This is a genomic window from Candidatus Neomarinimicrobiota bacterium, from assembly GCA_022567655.1.
Classification (GTDB): Bacteria; Fidelibacterota; SORT01; order SORT01; family SORT01; genus JADFGO01.
This window is the reverse complement of sequence record JADFGO010000051.1, coordinates 1-16,191: the sequence shown is the minus strand read 5'-3', so window position 1 is coordinate 16,191 and position 16,191 is coordinate 1. Positions and strand designations below refer to the sequence as shown.

The following is a 16,191-nucleotide window of genomic DNA, read 5'->3' as shown; positions in this document are numbered from 1 at the left end:
CGAATATTCCGAAGGGCCAGTAAGCAAAAAAACCGAATTCAATGAATAACGAAAATAACTTTGCTGTCACATTGATGAGAATTACACCTGCCGCGAATACGGAAGTGTAAATAAAGACCTGTTTCAGGCTGAAAAGTCTAGTCGTAAATAGTTTGACTAAAATCAATTTAGGAATGGAACGAGCTTATTACCTGTTTTCTTCATAATGAAAAATTTACTAATAGGTGACCTCTTTTACTTCATAATCCAGAGAGGTAACCCCGGATTCGTTTTTCAATAGCTTTCTGGCTAATTCTATCCCCATCTCGATTGAACCGTCCGAGTTGTTATATCTGAATATTCCCGTTCTGCCAAGGCAGTGAATCACATTTTCGCCTTCTAAGAATTGCACGACTTTCATTAATTTATCTTTATAATCGAGATCGTAAAAGGGATAAGCATCCTTGACTCTGATAACCAGCGTATCTTCAACTTCGTCCGCATCGATCAATCCGACCTTGTTTGCCGATTCGATGCATTCTTTGACGAGAGATTTATTATCTTTCTCCCATGTTTCGTCTCCTTCAAAACAAGTTATGTCAAGGCATAGAGCTGTTTTACCCTCAGGTGACATCTTTTTCGACCAATTTGTAAATTCAACCGACCTGTTAAAAATTATATCTTCATCGGGGAAGTAAAGCCAGTGATCGTTGCTCACCTGCGGTTTGTTCAGGAGGAGATAGACAAAGATAATATCCATGTACTTCAAACTCTCAAGACTTGAATTTACATCATCGTCGCTGCGCTCGAGGTAACCGTAACAATCATGCAACGGGATAGTGCTGACAATTGACTCTTTCGCAGAAGCACTGAGTATGCTTCCGTTGTCTCCTTTTATCACGAATTCTATCTCTTTCGACTCTTCGTTTATTTTTTCTATATTTACCTTAGTTAAAATCTCCGCATCGAGTTTATTCAGCGCGCGCACGTATCCGTCAGGAATCTCCTGTGCTCCCCTCTCGCCGTAATAAAATTCGCCCCCGTCCGGAGCCAAGCTGTCGTCCTCGAGCGAATATGATGAGAAATCAAGTTTCAGGAGTTTTTTAACGACTCTCTTAGCAAGCTCCGTTAGCTTTATCCCCTGAAAACGCTGGTCAGCCCAGTCGGCGGAAATTTCGTCGGGATTAGTCTTCCATATTTTGGTTGTATACGGTTCGCACATGATGAGATACAGTGTTTTCCCAAAATAATAGCTAAACCAATCCTGATAATTCTTGAATTTAGTTTTCTCAATCTTTAGAAGAGCCCGGATTTGTCGGACAGTGAAATTTATCCCGAATGAAAATATCGCTTTGATAGCTTGAGTGGGCTTCATAGCCCGAAGCAAATTTTGAAGCTCGAAAGGGTATTTGAGATAACTGCCGAACATATAAATTCTGCTTTTTTTGATATGCCTTTTAAATGTAGGTCCGACTATTGATCTTACCTCATTCAGCAGCTGGTTGTCCGCCGTATGAAACCTGTGAGCGCAGTAATCGAACCGGAAGCCTTTATACTCAAGCGTTTGAGATAAGCCGCCGATCTGTTTATCTTTTTCGAGTATGAGGACGCTTTTACCGTTTTTAGCGACTTCATGGGCAAAAGAGAGTCCGGCAACGCCGGCGCCGACAACTATATAATCATATGTTTCTTTCACGATTTTCTTTCATTGCCGTCCCCGAGGACTAAACAACGGCATTAGATTTGATGTTAACCTTCATGATATGTGACCAATCTTTCTTTAAATATTCCTTAAGACTTACATTCCACGCTCTCATTTCATCGAGGTTTCTGAGTTTCAGCTTTAAGTTTTCAAGTACCTCGGATTCAGGTCTTGGTGCAAAATATTCCTTTATAAAGTAGTTTGAGTCGACTTCGGTAAGCGTTATCTCGCTGCTTAAACCGAGAATCATCAGCATCTCCCGGGCTACATCGTAGCGGGTAGGTCCTCCCTCACATGTCATGTTATATAACCCATAGAAGTTCGTTGAGATCATCTTCGAAATGTTCCGTGCGAAATCGTATGTATACGTCGGAGATCCCTTCAAATCGGTCACGACGTGCAGTTCTTTTTCGCCAGCTTCTAACTGTTTGATGATCTTATGCACGAATTTCTTGTCTTTCCGGGCGCCTCCCATCATCCATCCGGCGCGAAATATAAAATATTCGGAGCATATATCTTTAATCGCAAGCTCGGCATAATATTTCGATTTTCCATAGATGCTTAGGGGAAATGGTTGATCGTAATCGTCGTATGTTGCCTGCTTTCCGTCAAATATCCCCGCCGTCGAGATGAACACGTATGGGATGCCTAATTCCTCCGATATAAGTGCGCCGTTTTCAGCGCCGACTGTGTTCGTTAAATATGTTTCACGGGGATTATTTTCGCAAAATTCAAGGTCGGTAAGCGCAGCGAGATTAAATATGTAATCCGGCATAAATTCTTCGCTCTCACTTCTGACCGCTTCGTAATCTCTGACGTCCAAATTCGATAACCAGGGTTCATTGACATCTATGTCTGTCGCTCTGATCTCATAATTTTCTCTGAAAGTGTTGTAGAACGCCTCGCCCAGCATTCCGCCGCACCCCAATATCAATATTTTTTTACTCGCCTTCAATCGCTGGTTTTTCTTTTACCTTACCCTAACTTTATCTAAACGCAGGCATTGAATATAAACTCACAAACTGTCGGGAGCAAGGATATATCTCCCTCTGATTATCGTGAATCAGCTCTCGAAACTTTCTATGATCAAGTTTGTAAAATCTGATAGCGAAAGATCACCTCCGAGGTTAGCAGGCTTCAATCCTGCAAGCAGATTTTTTGAAACCGCAGCGCTTATACGCTCGGAAGCCTCCTTTTCATTTATGTATTCAAGCATCGCTATGGCTGAGGTGAGCAGAGGAAGCGGACTTGCCTCGTTGGAACGGACCTTTTCAGGCGCTTTCCCATGCATCGATTCAAATACTCTGATATCATCGCCGATATTAACTCCGTAAACGCCGCTGATGCCTCCCACCATTCCGGTTATCAGGTCGGAGACTATATCCCCGTAAAGATTTCCCATCAATAATACGTCAAAGTTATTAGGGTTCATCACGAGATTCATGCAGCAAGCGTCTATAATTTGGGTTTCATGTTCGATCTCAGGATATTCTTCCGCTGTTTCACAGGCAATCCTCAGGAACAAGCCGTCCGAGAGCTTCATGATATTGGCTTTATGAGCGGTGGTAATCTTTTTCCTGCCATTCTCCTTAGCGTACTCGAAAGCGAATCGAGCAATCCGCCTCGACGCATCTTCGGTAACGACTTTCATCATCTCAACGATATCGGGGGAGACGTTGTGTTCTATACCGGAATATTCGCCCTGTGTATTCTCCCTGATGACCAAGATATCTATATCGGAATACCTGCTCGGGATACCGGGAAAATTCCTGCAGGGCCGAAGATTGGCGTACAGATCGAATATTTTCCGAAGAGCGACAACGGGAGGCTCGTACGGAGCACCGAGCGGAATGTCTATAATACCCTTTAAAGCAAGTCGGTTTCTTTCAACAGAGTCCAGCAGCTCCTGTGGGAGGGGAGTGCCGTGATTTTTGATCGCTATTTCACCCGAATCCTGCCAATCCCAATCGATCTTTGCGCCCGATGCATCGACAATTTTGACTACCTCTCTGGCAATTTCCGGCCCCACCCAATCACCGGGTATTATCGTGACGGCCCGGCTCATAGCTCGGCTATTATCGCATCGGTAAACTCTTCGGTGCCTGCCTTACCCCCCAAATCTCCTGTTTTTACACTTCCCTCCTCTAAAACACTTTGAACCGCACTTCTGATCTTTCCAGCCGCTTTCGGTTCCCCGAGATGATCGAGCATCAGCACTGCCGAAAGTATAGACGCAAGGGGATTAGCGATACCTCTTCCCGCAATAGCAGGCGCCGTTCCGTGAACGGGTTCAAAAACGGCGTATTCCTCTCCGATGTTCGCTCCCGGAACTACGCCGAGTCCTCCAATGAGCCCGCTCGAAAGGTCGCTGATAATATCTCCGTACAGATTTCCCATTACAAGCACATCGAACTCGGAAGGTTCTGTTACAAGTCTCATCGAAAGTTTATCGATCGCAATTTCATCGTACTTTATTTGAGGAAAATTTTCAGCTGCTTTTCTCACTTCCTCTAAAAATAGACCGTCGGACTTTTTCATGACAGACGCTTTATGGACTGCAAGGACTTTTTTTCTGTCGTTCCGGATGCAGTAGTCAAACGCATATTGAGCGATTCGGCGGCACGCCTCACGTGATATGACTTTCAAGCTCGTCACAACTCCCGGCAGGATTTGATGTTCCAACCCGGAATAGAGTCCTTCGGTGTTCTCCCTTATTACTACAAGGTCTACATTAGAGAACCGGGTCTCTATGCCGGGGAGGTTGACCACCGGGCGGGTGCATGCGTAAAGGATCAGTTTCTGTCTCAGGGTGACGTTTGCGGAGCGGAATCCTTCACCTATAGGGGTGGCGACAGGTCCTTTCAGGGCGACTTTGGTTTTTTTGATAGTGTCGATCGTTTCTTGGGGTATGGCTTCATTGAATTTTTCGATTGCCTTCTCACCGGCAATCGCTTTATTCCAGGTGATATCTACTCCAGCTGATTCAACTGTTTTCACAGCTGAAGCGATCACCTCCGGACCTATGCCATCCCCCTCGATCAGAGTTACCTGATGGTTCAAGAACTCTCCTCGACCAGCACGCGTTCAAACATATTTTTCAGCTGCTCCGGAATTTTCTTCGGTTTACCCGAATCGAGATCTACACAGACATGTTGAGTATATCCCTCACAAACATTTTTTTCTTCAACCTCAATAGAATAGCGAATTTTAAATGAGGTTTTGCCTATATCCTCCGCACCGACGTTTATCTTCAGAATTTCATCGAATTTAACCGGGGCGATGAATTTAAACTTAATTTCGACCAGCATCAACGCTATTCCCATTTCCATGACTCTGTTGTAGTTCAAATCCTCGGAACGCAAAAGTTCAATTCTGCTGCGTTCGCAATAATACAGATAGTTGGAGTGATGTAGTACACCGTGCAGATCGACGTCCCGGAACGCTACCCGGAATTCGAATTGATATGGGTATTTCAACCGACTATACCCGCGACTATCAGAAGATCGTATAAACTATGAGTGTACGCTGTAATACCGAACCCCCGCACGACATACAGGATCGATAGAATCAATCCGCCTACAAATCTGAAAGTGAATGTACGGAGGAGGAAAGGTTCACCGAAGGGTCCGATGTAATGAAATCCCGAAAAAATAAGCGAGGAGATGACGATAGAAAGTGTAATCGAAGTTGCTCTCTTCAAGCCCACAACTTTAGTGAATATCAATCCAAACAGCGTGATGAGAACGACTCGAAAGAGAAATTCCTCATAAACCCCCGCTCCGAGTGAGAGAACCAAATGATGCTTCCATGTCAACGCCATGGGAAATTGAAGTATGATGCTGGTGATTTTTCCGACAACTACCCCGAAGACCAACGCATATATGAAGCTTTCGCCGAGCATAACAAATAAATACCGGTAACGGAGATTGAACTCCTTATCCTTCATTTCGTGAATAAACAACCAGATAAGGATGGCTAAAACAAAAATACTGAACCCATAAAACCCGGCAACGCCGAATAAGTTCAGTATCTGTTTTGTCACAACGTCAGCGCCGTTCCTGAGACCCTCGATGTCAGATTTATTTAGAACGAAAGCGGCGAGTTCATAAGTCATCATCAACGGAACAACGAAAAGGAAGGAATAGAAGGGCGATTTCGTCGCTCTCGAATATTCCCTGAACCTGTCTATGAATTGCGTGTCAATCATTAATCAGTCATCAAGCTGTAATACGGCAATGAAAGCCTCCTGAGGTACCTCTACGTTTCCAACCTGCTTCATCCGTTTTTTCCCTGCTTTTTGTTTCTCAAGAAGCTTCCGTTTCCGGGTGATATCGCCTCCATAACACTTGGCGGTAACATTTTTCCTGAATGCTTTTACCGTCTCGCGGGCGATAATTTTTCCTCCTACGGCAGCTTGAAGCGCAACAGGAATCATTTGACGCGGAATAATACTCTTAAGTTTTTCGGTCACGCGCCTTCCCCAATCATAGGCTTTATCAACGTGAACTATAATGGAGAAAGCGTCTATCCTGTCTCCGTTAATGAGAATATCGAGCCTCGTCAGCTTTCCTTCTCTGTAGTCTATATGATCGTAATCAAGAGAGGCGTAACCCCGGCTAACGGATTTTAGTCTATCATAAAAATCGAACAGGACTTCCATAAGCGGAAATTCGTAAATTATCTCTGCGCGGTTCGAATCGAGATAATCGGTTGTCTTGTATATTCCTCTTTTTTCCTGTGCGAGCTTCATGATCCCGCCGATGTATTCCGAAGGAGTTATGATGGCAGAGCGGATGTAGGGCTCTTTGATATTTTTTATCTCTCCGGAAGGGGGAAGCTTCACGGGATTTTCCACTTCAATCATTTGCCCGTTTTGCAATTCAACACGGTACCTGACGTTCGGGACAGTCGCGATTATATCTATCTCAAACTCGCGCGACAACCTTTCCTGCACAATTTCCATGTGCAGCATCCCGAGGTATCCACAGCGAAAACCGAATCCGAGCGCTTCGGACGCTTCGGGTTCGAAAGAGATCGAAGCGTCGTTCAATTGCAGCTTTTCAAGCGATATCCTCAGCCGGCTGAAATCCTCGCTGTCAACGGGAAATATGCCGCTGAAGACCATCGGTTTTGATTCTTTGTAGCCGGGCAGCGGTTCGTTTGCCGGATTTTCCAAACCGGTTACGGTGTCTCCTACTTTTATATCTTTTACGTCTTTTGCCCCTGCGATCAGATATCCGACCTCACCCGCCGACAGAGATTTTTTTCTGACTCTTTTCATTCTGAGGATACCGATCTCGGAAGCTTCCAACGATTTGCCGGAGGAGAAGAATTTTATGGCATCGCCTTCGGTGATTTTTCCGTCAAAAACCCGTATATAGGCAATCGCTCCCCGGTATTTGTCAAAAGTCGAATCAAAGATCAAAGCTCTCAGCGGTTTCGAACTGTCCGCTGAAGGTGGCGGAATTCTTTCAATCACGGCTTCAAGAATTTCCGCTACTCCTTCACCCGTCTTTGCGCTGATATAATATATCTCCTCTTCTTTGCATCCGAGAAGCTCGATCAGCTGAGTATGCGCGCTTTCGATCTGTTTGGTTCCGAGATCTATCTTGTTGATCACGGGAATTACCTTCAAACCGCCTTCCACGGCGAGATAGGCGTTGCTCACGGTTTGCGCTTCAACACCCTGGGAAGCGTCCACAAGCAATATGGCTCCTTCACAGGCGGCAAGACTGCGGCTCACCTCGTATGAGAAATCTACGTGTCCGGGCGTGTCAATAAGATTGAACGTATATTCTTTTCCATCGGGGGATTTATATTTCATTGTAATGGCATGTGCCTTGATGGTGATTCCCCGTTCCCTTTCAATATCCATATCGTCCAGAACCTGATTTACCATTTCTTTGCCGCTGAGAGTACCGGTCATCTCAAGAAAGCGGTCCGCCAACGTCGACTTTCCATGATCGATATGTGCTATAATGCAGAAATTTCTTATGTTATTTTCATTCATATGCTAAATTCAAGTGAATCAAGATATAATAATTCACGCTGACTGATAAGTCAATGCAAGACATTTTATCAGCCTTCTGCTGCGAGTCAGGGCCTGTCCGACTCCAGCCCGACATTTGGTCTGGCGGGGACGCCAGGCGGGCTTGCCCTGACCGCCACATTATGAAAATTTTCATTTGAGCTTGAATGTCAGCGAAATCGGCACCCCGAAAAAACCGAAGGCCGCGCGCAGGCTTGCCTCTAAGAATCTCTTATAATTGTCTTTAATCCCTTCAGGTTCGTTAGTGAAAAAGACAAAAGTCGGAGGGACCGATTGAGTTTGATTGACGAAGGAGAGCTTCACGAATTTTCCTCTATAGCTCGGCGGAGAGGTTATCTGGACGAGCTTTTTAAGCCAATCATTGAGGTCTCTTGTTTTAATTCTTTTTTGCGATTCGGTATATATCTCAGTTGCGACGTCCAAAACCTTAAACACCCGCTGACCGGTGAGAGCGGAAATGAACAGCACCGGATAATATTCGAGAAGAGGTAAGATCTCATGAATATCAGCGAGCCAGTGTTTCTGGGTATGAGTATCTTTTTCGATAAGGTCCCATTTGTTCACTGCGCACACAAGGCATTTATTTTTCTCTAACGCTTCGATTATCACACTTACATCCTGGTTTTGCAAGCCGCCGCGGGCGGCATCGATAATGACGGTGACAACGTCCGACCGCGCCATAGCCCTGCGGGCGCGAACTGTACTGTAAAACTCGATATTATCTTTCACTTTTGCTTTTTTCCGAAGCCCCGCCGTATCTATCAACGAAAAAGACTGATCGTTATAAATCAGCAGGCTGTCCGCGCTGTCTCTGGTGGTTCCGGGGATATCCGTTACGATCTGCCTTTCCTCTTCGAGAAGTTTGTTCACAAACGATGATTTGCCGGAATTGGGCACTCCGACAACGGCGATGCTTATCTCATCTTCACTCTTCTCGGTCTCAGCGAGATTGGAAGGGAAATGACTAATTACCGCATCAAGTAAATCTCCCGTTCTTCTCCCTGACTCTGCGGAAATTGCGAGAGGCTCACCAAGGCCGAGTTTCAGGAACTCGAAAACCGACAGCTCACTCTTTTCATTATCCGCCTTGTTTGCAACGAGTAATACCTTTTTTGATTTTTTATGCATCAGCCGCGCCAGGTCGTCATCGCCGACCGTTATGCCTGTGCTTGCGTCAACCATAAATAGAATCAGGTCGGATTCATCAAGCGCGATTTCCGCCTGCTCTTTTACCGAAGCGAGTATAACATCTTCCGAGCGGGCGTCATATCCTCCCGTATCGATAAGGATAAAATTATGTCCCGACCAGGTAGCTTCTGCGTATTTCCTGTCCCTGGTTACCCCTTCGGTCGGGTCAACAATCGCATCCCTTTTTCCGATGATTCTGTTAAAAAGAGTGGATTTACCGACATTGGGTCTCCCGACTATCGATACTATGGGCGGTGTGCCCTTCATGAGTTCAGACTAACCTAAGAGTGAATCGAAATTATTATCAAAAACATGAACCGGGCTGTCGCATACGCGGGCTATATCTTCCGGCTTCATGTTGTCCAGCAGATAGCCGTCTGTGTTCAGTACACGCGGAGGGAGAAATACATCTCCGATCGGCGGATCTTCCTTAAGATTATTTATGATGTCCTGCCCTGAAAGGAGTCCGGAGACCGTGACCGATTCTCCGAGGAAATCGTTTGTTGCGATATTTAATTTTACCTTAAGGTTCTCAATGCCTTCAAGAGCCGGTATCAGGTGATCCCGGAGAACGCCGCCCGCTCCGGTTCCGGTAAGGATCGTTATCTCTCTCGGACTGTCGAGCCTCGATGGAAAGGTTTTTTTAGATTCTTCTAATTCGTTGAGAAAATCACGAACAAGCCCTATGCCGTTATCCAGCTGAGGGAATTCATCATAATAATCGGTGTCGGGGAGCGTTTCACCGCCCATGATGAACCATTCGTCCGAAAGATAAACGAACCGTTTCCCATCTTTTCTCGGGAAACTGTCATCCCAGGCAGGGATATTTTTCAGTAATTCACGGGCGTATTCCGGTGTGATGGGGTCTATTTCGGTAAGACCGGCTCTGTGTTTGGTCAATCCCACCGGAACCACCGCCATCGAGCGCATATTTTTCCGAAACTGATAAATGTCGTTGATTGTCATTTCGAGGATGTCGCCGTCATTCATTCCCGGACAAAGGACAACCTGCGAGTGCATCTCGATGTTGTTATCATTCAGATAGCCTATCTTCTCGAGGATCTTATCGTCAAAATCAATGCCGAGCATCTGTTCACGCACGGCTTTATCGGTCACGTGCACCGAAATGTAGATCGGGCTGAGCCGCTGACGGACTATCCGTTCAAGTTCTTTCCAAGAGGTGTTGGTGAGGGTAACGAAATTACCATGTAAAAAAGAGAGCCTGTAGTCGCCGTCACGGAAGTAGAGAGAGAGTCGCATCCCCGCCGGCAGTTGATCGACGAAGCAGAAAACGCACTTGTTGCAGCAGGACTTGTACTGCTTCGGAACGAAAGAGATGCCCATGTCATCGTCCGGCTCTTTATCGAGCTCGAATAACAGTTCCTCATTCGCGCGTTTCACGACGACATCGACAGAGTCGTCGGTTGCAAGGAAACGATAGTCGATGATATCGCTTACGCCGCAGCCGTTTACGCTGATGAGCTTGTCTCCCGCCTCTATACCCGCTTCGGAAGCGATACTGTCCTTTTCTATCTCTTTTATCTCGAGCATTTTGTCTTGATCTCTCTTTTCAAACCAGCCGGAAAATTAAAGCAATATTCAAACTAATAGCAAACGAAATTGTTTCAGAGGTTATCAAACGATAACACCCCTCGTCCCGGCTCAGCCGGGACACTCCCCTCAAGGGGAGAGGGTAATAGTCATTGCCCGTCAGCCTGCCGGGCTGGCGAGGAGTCCCGAAGTTTCGGGACGACGCGGCAATCTACGTTCTGACACACCCCGTCTTCTCCCTGCGATCGAAGCCACCCCTCTTTATAGAGGGGAATAAAAGGATTTGCCTATATTAAACCACCCCTTGTGTTCCCCTCCTTGCGTAAGGAGGGGAATCTATCCCATCTTTGATGGGATATGTGGCGCAGTCCACGCCGCTGGCGGGGCTTGCGATTATCCTGACCGCTCAATAAAATAAACAAAAATAAGTGAATTTTAAGGGGGATCTCAACTTGTAATTCTCGGCTCTGTTTGTTACATTTAACAGCTTAAAGAAACAGAAAATGATGCCCGAAAGGGATTTTATATAGAAGGGAACTGATGTATGGGACTTACGTTAGCGGAAAAGATTTTAAATGAGCATATAGTAGAAGGGGAGCCGGTAAAAGGCACACAAATAGGGTTGAAAATCGATCAGACTCTTACTCAGGACGCCACCGGAACTATGGCGTATCTACAGTTCGAGGCTATGGGACTTGATAAGGTCGAGACAGAATTATCGGTAAGTTATGTTGACCACAACATGCTTCAGACAGACTTCAGAAACGCCGATGACCACGCATATTTAAAAACGGTGGCGGCGAAGTACGGGATATATTTTTCTAAACCCGGGAACGGAATATGCCATCAGGTGCACCGCGAGAGGTTTGGAATCCCGGGGAAAACCCTGCTTGGCAGCGACTCTCACACTCCGACGGGCGGGGGACTCGGAATGATAGCGATGGGCGCCGGAGGACTCGACGTGGCGGTTGCTATGGGAGGCGGACCATTCTTCCTGACTTATCCGGAGATCATCGGAGTAAAGCTCTCAGGCGCTCTCAAACCGTATGTGAACGCAAAGAACGTCATTTTTAAGCTTCTTGATATTCTGACGGTCAAGGGAGCTATTGGAAAGATACTTGAGTACACCGGAGAAGGAGCAAAATCGCTCTCAGCGGGAGACCGGTTCGCGATTTGCAATATGGGTACAGAAGTAGGGGCGACGACTTCGCTCTTTCCCTCGGATGAAAATACAAAATTGTTCCTCGATGCTCAGGGCAGAGGCGATGCATGGGTTGAGTTATCCCCTGATTCCGATGCGGAATATGACGATGTGATCGAGATCGACCTGAGTTCCCTCGAACCGTTAGTGGCGGAACCGGGCAGTCCTGACAATATCGCCGATATAAGTTCTCTTGTCGGTAAGAAAGTCGATCAGGTGCTTATCGGTACGTGCACGAATTCATCTTACGAAGATATGATGATGGTAGCCAAGATGCTCGAAGGGAAAAAGATAAGTCCGGGTGTTGATATGGGAGTTGCGCCGGGCTCCAAACAGGTTTTTCAAATGATAGCGGAAAGCGGCGGATTGGCATCTATTATCGCATCGGGTTCGAGGATATTGGAATCCGCCTGCGGGTTTTGTATCGGGATGGGACAGGCGCCGCCCACCGGCGGGATCTCCCTCAGGACGGGCAACAGGAATTTCCCCGGCAGAAGCGGAACGCAGAATGACGAAATCTATCTTGTGAGCCCGGAGATAGCCGCAGCTTCGGCGTTAGCGGGTGAGTTTGTCGATCCTACGACTCTGACCGAGGAGATAGTTATTGAACCGCCCACTCATTATACGATTGACGATTCCGGGATAGTGCCGCCTTCGGCTGATCCGTCAGCGATAGAGATAGTGCGCGGTCCTAATATCAAACCGGTTCCGGTGAAAGAGCCTCTTGAGGATTCGATTAAGGGAGAAGTCCTGCTGAAGGTCGGAGACAATATCACGACCGATCACATAATGCCGGCGGGAGCGAAGGTGCTTCCCTTGAGAAGCAACATTCCGGCAATTTCAGAGTACGTCTACGTGAATGTGGATGACACGTTCGCCGCGCGCGCCAAAGAGGCAGGCGGGGGCATCATAGTAGGGGGCGGTAATTACGGTCAGGGGTCATCACGCGAGCATGCGGCGCTTGCCCCGATGTATCTTGGGATAACTGCTGTGATAGTCAATAGTTTCGCCCGGATTCACGGGGCTAACCTCATAAATTTCGGTATCCTGCCGCTGTTGATCGATCCGGAGGATAACGATAAGATCGAGCAGGGGGATGAGCTGGAAATCAATGATATTCACGCCACGCTTGACTCCGGCGAAGATTTCAGGATTAAGAATCTGTCAAAAAAGATAGAGTTCAGCGTTAAGTGCGACTTGTCCGATCTTGAAAAGCAGGTACTCAAAGCGGGCGGCAGGCTTGCCTTTACCCGCTCACAGAGCCGGAATTGAGAGGGTGAATCGTATGGAACTTTCAGGTAAAAGAGTATTGATTCCCATCGGTCCTGACTATCAGGATTTAGAGGTCTGGTATCCTAAACTGCGTTTGACCGAAGCGGGTGCGGAAGTTAAATGCGCCGGTATCGGCGAGGAGATCTATCACGGCAAGAACGGATATCCGATCAAAGTTGACCTGCAGGTGGAAGAGTGTTCCGCTGATGATTTCGACGCCGTTATCATACCGGGAGGTTGGGCGCCGGATAAAATTCGTATGAATAAACATGCGGTGGATTTAGTCAGAACGATGTTCAACGACGGGAAGGTGGTCGCTGCCATATGTCATGCCGGATGGGTTCTCGTATCTGCGGGGATACTTGAAGGCAAAAAAGTGACTTCTTACGTGGCGATAAAAGATGACATGATAGCGGCGGGAGCGGACTGGAGCGACGGCGAAGTGATAGTGGACGGAAATCTCATCACTTCCCGTAAGCCGGATGACCTGCCTGCCTTTTGCAGGGAAATAGTAACGCTTTTGGGGTCTAAAAATTAGGAAATTATGAGCAGCCGCATCGAAAAAGATTCCATGGGCGAGATGAAAGTCCCGGCTGACTCTTATTACGGGGCTCAGACACAGCGAGCCGTAGAGAATTTCCGTATCAGCGGCATCAGGTTTTCGAGACGGTTCATTCAAGCGCTCGGTATGATAAAAAGAGCTGCGGCAAAAGTGAACGCCGAGCTGAAACTTCTCGACCCTGAACGGAAAAGGGCGATAGTCAAAGCGGCGTCGGAAGTCGTAGAGGGGAAACTCGACGATCAGTTCGTGCTTGATATTTTTCAGACCGGCTCCGGTACCTCCACCAATATGAACGCGAATGAGGTGATAGCGAACCGCGCGATAGAAATTATGGGGGGTGTGATCGGCTCGCGCGACCCGGTACATCCGAACGACCATGTGAATCTATGCCAGTCTTCGAACGATGTGATCCCCGCCGCAATCCACCTCTCCGCCTATCTGTCGATTGAGGAAGACCTGTTGCCCTCGCTCAAAATATTGGAAGATTCGTTCGCGAAAAAAGCGAAGAAGTTCGACAGGATAGTCAAGATCGGGAGAACTCACCTTCAGGACGCCACACCGGTGCGGCTCGGTCAGGAGTTCGGAGGTTACGCCTCTCAGGTGAATCATGGGATAAAGAGAATAAAAGACGCCTCGAACGATCTGCTCGAGCTGGCGATTGGGGGGACAGCGGTCGGAACGGGTATTAACGCGCACCCCGAATTCGGCAGAAGGATGGCACGGAAAATCTCACTTGAGACAGGGGCTAAGTTCATCGAGGCGAAAAATCACTTCGAGGCGCAGGGCTCCAAAGACGCCGTTGTGTCAGTCTCGGGAGCGATAAAATCCGCCGCTGTGGGAATATCAAAGGCGGCAAACGATATAAGGCTCATAGGTTCCGGACCCCGAACAGGCATCGGGGAGATCGACCTACCCGCCGTCGCGCCGGGGTCGTCTATCATGCCGGGTAAGGTCAATCCCGTCATGGTCGAAATGGTGATGCAGGTGACTGCCCAGATCATCGGCAACGACGCCGCCGTCACTAATGCGGGGCAGGGCGGGCTTCTCGAACTTAACGTTATGATGCCCGTTATGGCTCACAACCTATTGCAGTCTATCTCGCTGCTGTCGAACGCGTCCCGCACATTCGCGGAAAAATGCGTTGACGGCATCGAAGTCAACGAAGCGAGAGCGGCTGAGCTGGTAGAGATCAGCCTCGCCAACGCGACTCCACTCGCGCCTATCATTGGTTACGACAAAGCGGCGGAGATAAGCAAAGAAGCGTTCAAAACGGGTAAGACGATCCGTCAGATACTAAAAAGTAAAAAACTGATGTCCGACTCCAAGATCAAAAAAGTCCTTAACCTTATGAAACTCACAAAGCCGGGGATTAGTAAGAAGTAACTGTCATAACAGTGGTTAGAATTCGGCTTCAAGAAACACTATTTAAATTCTAGTAATTAGTCTATTAAACTATCGAATAAATAAATGGATAATATATCTTTCTTAATTGGCTCTGGATTTTCTGTTCCTGCAGGATATCCAACGACATCTGAAATGAATCAAAAGCTTGGCAGTATCGAAATGTCAAAAATATGCATACATACGAGCGGGGACGCTAGATTTCTATACGGAGAGTCCGATCAGAACGCCCATTGTATGAAAGTGAATGAGCGAAGATTTGTTCAAGAATTTCTTGAATTTTACAACAGGGGAATCCTTAAAGACGATGAAGAATTTCATTATGAGACCTTTTATGATTACTATAGAAGTAATATTGACAAAATGGAGCACACCGAAGACCTCAAGGCTTTTTTAACTGAATTTAACGAAAAATACGAAACAACTCACAATTTATTGCAAGCGTTTCACCTGACTTTTGTCCAATTGATTAAACAATTATTGGAAATGAAACTTGAGAGAGGTCATTTAGCTAAACCGTACGATCCAAAATATAATAACTTTCTCCTTTTGATAGAATTATTGGCAGAAACACATCAAATCCACTTTCATTCATTAAATCATGACCTGTATCTTGAACATCTATCCATCTCCGATTGTATGCAGGGGAAGTTAGACGATGGATTTGAGGAGTTAGGGTCTCCATATTACGGAAAATTATACAATAAATATGAGAAATATTATGTAAGGCTATCCCATTTCACAAATAAATACATTAGTAAATTTTGCCTCTACAAACTTCATGGAAGTATTGATCACTATTGGTATAAAAATGCAGATGCTTTAAATCTGATAAAGCTTAAAAGAGGGATATCTCAAATAGATTTATATAAGGAAGAAGGAACTAAAGATAATTTGAGATATGTAAATGATCCCTCTAATTACATGCCGGATTTTCTCACTGTAGTAAACTCAAAGGTAGGAAGATATGTAGAGGGAAAGTATTATCCGCAAATGGTGGGACATTTTGAGAATAATTTGAAATCTTCAAATACATTAATCGTTATCGGATATGGTTTTGGTGACGCTAAAATCAATGAATTCATTGAAGAATTTGGTAATGATGACCGAAAAGTATTATTTATAGTGGATATTAAAAAACCAACAACAGATTTATTTCAATATGCTAATGTCCATTTCGTTGATGGAGGAGTTTCCGGCATGGATAAAGAGTATATTTTAACCAATATTAAGAAATAAATAGGAATGCCACCATAATTGATAAGAATATTCTTACGGACTTATTT

The 16,191-nt window shown here is 46.2% G+C and carries 13 protein-coding genes; 4 read left to right on the top strand and 9 right to left on the bottom strand.

Annotated features, from left to right (window positions below; translation table 11 throughout):
• Positions 1 to 217: 217 nt before the first annotated feature.
• The 9 genes from IID12_06500 to IID12_06460 all read right to left on the bottom strand — a co-directional run bounded on the left by IID12_06500 (position 218) and on the right by IID12_06460 (position 10,469).
• Positions 218 to 1,675 (bottom strand): NAD(P)-binding protein, encoded by a 1,458-nt coding sequence (locus tag IID12_06500; protein ID MCH8288739.1) that lies wholly within the window; start codon positions 1,673 to 1,675, stop codon positions 218 to 220.
• 28 nt (positions 1,676 to 1,703) lie between these two features.
• Positions 1,704 to 2,594, bottom strand: coding sequence for an NAD(P)-dependent oxidoreductase (locus tag IID12_06495; protein MCH8288738.1), 891 nt, complete (start codon positions 2,592 to 2,594; stop codon positions 1,704 to 1,706).
• 150 nt (positions 2,595 to 2,744) lie between these two features.
• On the bottom strand, positions 2,745 to 3,746 hold the full coding sequence (locus IID12_06490) for an NAD-dependent isocitrate dehydrogenase (protein ID MCH8288737.1): 1,002 nt from the start codon (positions 3,744 to 3,746) through the stop codon (positions 2,745 to 2,747).
• Positions 3,743 to 4,741 carry an isocitrate/isopropylmalate dehydrogenase family protein gene (locus tag IID12_06485; GenBank protein ID MCH8288736.1) on the bottom strand — a complete coding sequence of 333 codons (999 nt, stop codon included), beginning with the start codon at positions 4,739 to 4,741 and terminating at the stop codon, positions 3,743 to 3,745. Before IID12_06485 ends, IID12_06490 begins: the two co-directional genes overlap by 4 nt.
• A complete protein-coding gene (locus IID12_06480) occupies positions 4,738 to 5,157 on the bottom strand; it encodes an acyl-CoA thioesterase (GenBank protein MCH8288735.1) in 420 nt (139 codons plus the stop codon). Before IID12_06480 ends, IID12_06485 begins: the two co-directional genes overlap by 4 nt.
• Positions 5,154 to 5,888 carry a CPBP family intramembrane metalloprotease gene (locus tag IID12_06475; GenBank protein ID MCH8288734.1) on the bottom strand — a complete coding sequence of 245 codons (735 nt, stop codon included), beginning with the start codon at positions 5,886 to 5,888 and terminating at the stop codon, positions 5,154 to 5,156. Before IID12_06475 ends, IID12_06480 begins: the two co-directional genes overlap by 4 nt.
• 3 nt (positions 5,889 to 5,891) lie before the next feature.
• On the bottom strand, positions 5,892 to 7,691 hold the full coding sequence (gene lepA / locus IID12_06470) for an elongation factor 4 (GenBank protein ID MCH8288733.1): 1,800 nt from the start codon (positions 7,689 to 7,691) through the stop codon (positions 5,892 to 5,894).
• 171 nt (positions 7,692 to 7,862) lie between these two features.
• On the bottom strand, positions 7,863 to 9,185 hold the full coding sequence (gene der / locus IID12_06465) for a ribosome biogenesis GTPase Der (GenBank protein ID MCH8288732.1): 1,323 nt from the start codon (positions 9,183 to 9,185) through the stop codon (positions 7,863 to 7,865).
• A 9-nt stretch (positions 9,186 to 9,194) separates the two neighbouring features.
• A complete protein-coding gene (locus IID12_06460) occupies positions 9,195 to 10,469 on the bottom strand; it encodes a DUF512 domain-containing protein (GenBank protein ID MCH8288731.1) in 1,275 nt (424 codons plus the stop codon).
• A gap of 544 nt (positions 10,470 to 11,013) precedes the next feature.
• Here IID12_06460 and IID12_06455 point away from each other — a divergent pair.
• The 4 genes from IID12_06455 (at position 11,014) to IID12_06440 (ending at position 16,144) form a co-directional block, all read left to right on the top strand.
• Complete coding sequence (locus IID12_06455) at positions 11,014 to 12,942, top strand: aconitate hydratase (protein MCH8288730.1); 1,929 nt, start codon at positions 11,014 to 11,016, stop codon at positions 12,940 to 12,942.
• Between the two features lie 13 nt (positions 12,943 to 12,955).
• Complete coding sequence (locus tag IID12_06450) at positions 12,956 to 13,480, top strand: type 1 glutamine amidotransferase (GenBank protein ID MCH8288729.1); 525 nt, start codon at positions 12,956 to 12,958, stop codon at positions 13,478 to 13,480.
• A gap of 6 nt (positions 13,481 to 13,486) precedes the next feature.
• Complete coding sequence (locus IID12_06445) at positions 13,487 to 14,887, top strand: class II fumarate hydratase (protein MCH8288728.1); 1,401 nt, start codon at positions 13,487 to 13,489, stop codon at positions 14,885 to 14,887.
• Between the two features lie 84 nt (positions 14,888 to 14,971).
• Entirely contained in the window at positions 14,972 to 16,144 is a 1,173-nt protein-coding gene (locus IID12_06440; protein MCH8288727.1) for an SIR2 family protein, read from the top strand.
• Positions 16,145 to 16,191: the final 47 nt, after the last annotated feature.

Coding starts and splice junctions, on each gene's coding strand:
- IID12_06495 (MCH8288738.1), bottom strand. CDS start 2,594: ATGCTGGGCGAGGCGTTCTACAACACTTTCAGAGAAAATTATGAGATC.
- IID12_06490 (MCH8288737.1), bottom strand. CDS start 3,746: ATGAGCCGGGCCGTCACGATAATACCCGGTGATTGGGTGGGGCCGGAA.
- IID12_06475 (MCH8288734.1), bottom strand. CDS start 5,888: ATGATTGACACGCAATTCATAGACAGGTTCAGGGAATATTCGAGAGCG.
- lepA (MCH8288733.1), bottom strand. CDS start 7,691: ATGAATGAAAATAACATAAGAAATTTCTGCATTATAGCACATATCGAT.
- der (MCH8288732.1), bottom strand. CDS start 9,185: ATGAAGGGCACACCGCCCATAGTATCGATAGTCGGGAGACCCAATGTC.
- IID12_06460 (MCH8288731.1), bottom strand. CDS start 10,469: ATGCTCGAGATAAAAGAGATAGAAAAGGACAGTATCGCTTCCGAAGCG.
- IID12_06455 (MCH8288730.1), top strand. CDS start 11,014: ATGGGACTTACGTTAGCGGAAAAGATTTTAAATGAGCATATAGTAGAA.
- IID12_06450 (MCH8288729.1), top strand. CDS start 12,956: ATGGAACTTTCAGGTAAAAGAGTATTGATTCCCATCGGTCCTGACTAT.
- IID12_06445 (MCH8288728.1), top strand. CDS start 13,487: ATGAGCAGCCGCATCGAAAAAGATTCCATGGGCGAGATGAAAGTCCCG.
- IID12_06440 (MCH8288727.1), top strand. CDS start 14,972: ATGGATAATATATCTTTCTTAATTGGCTCTGGATTTTCTGTTCCTGCA.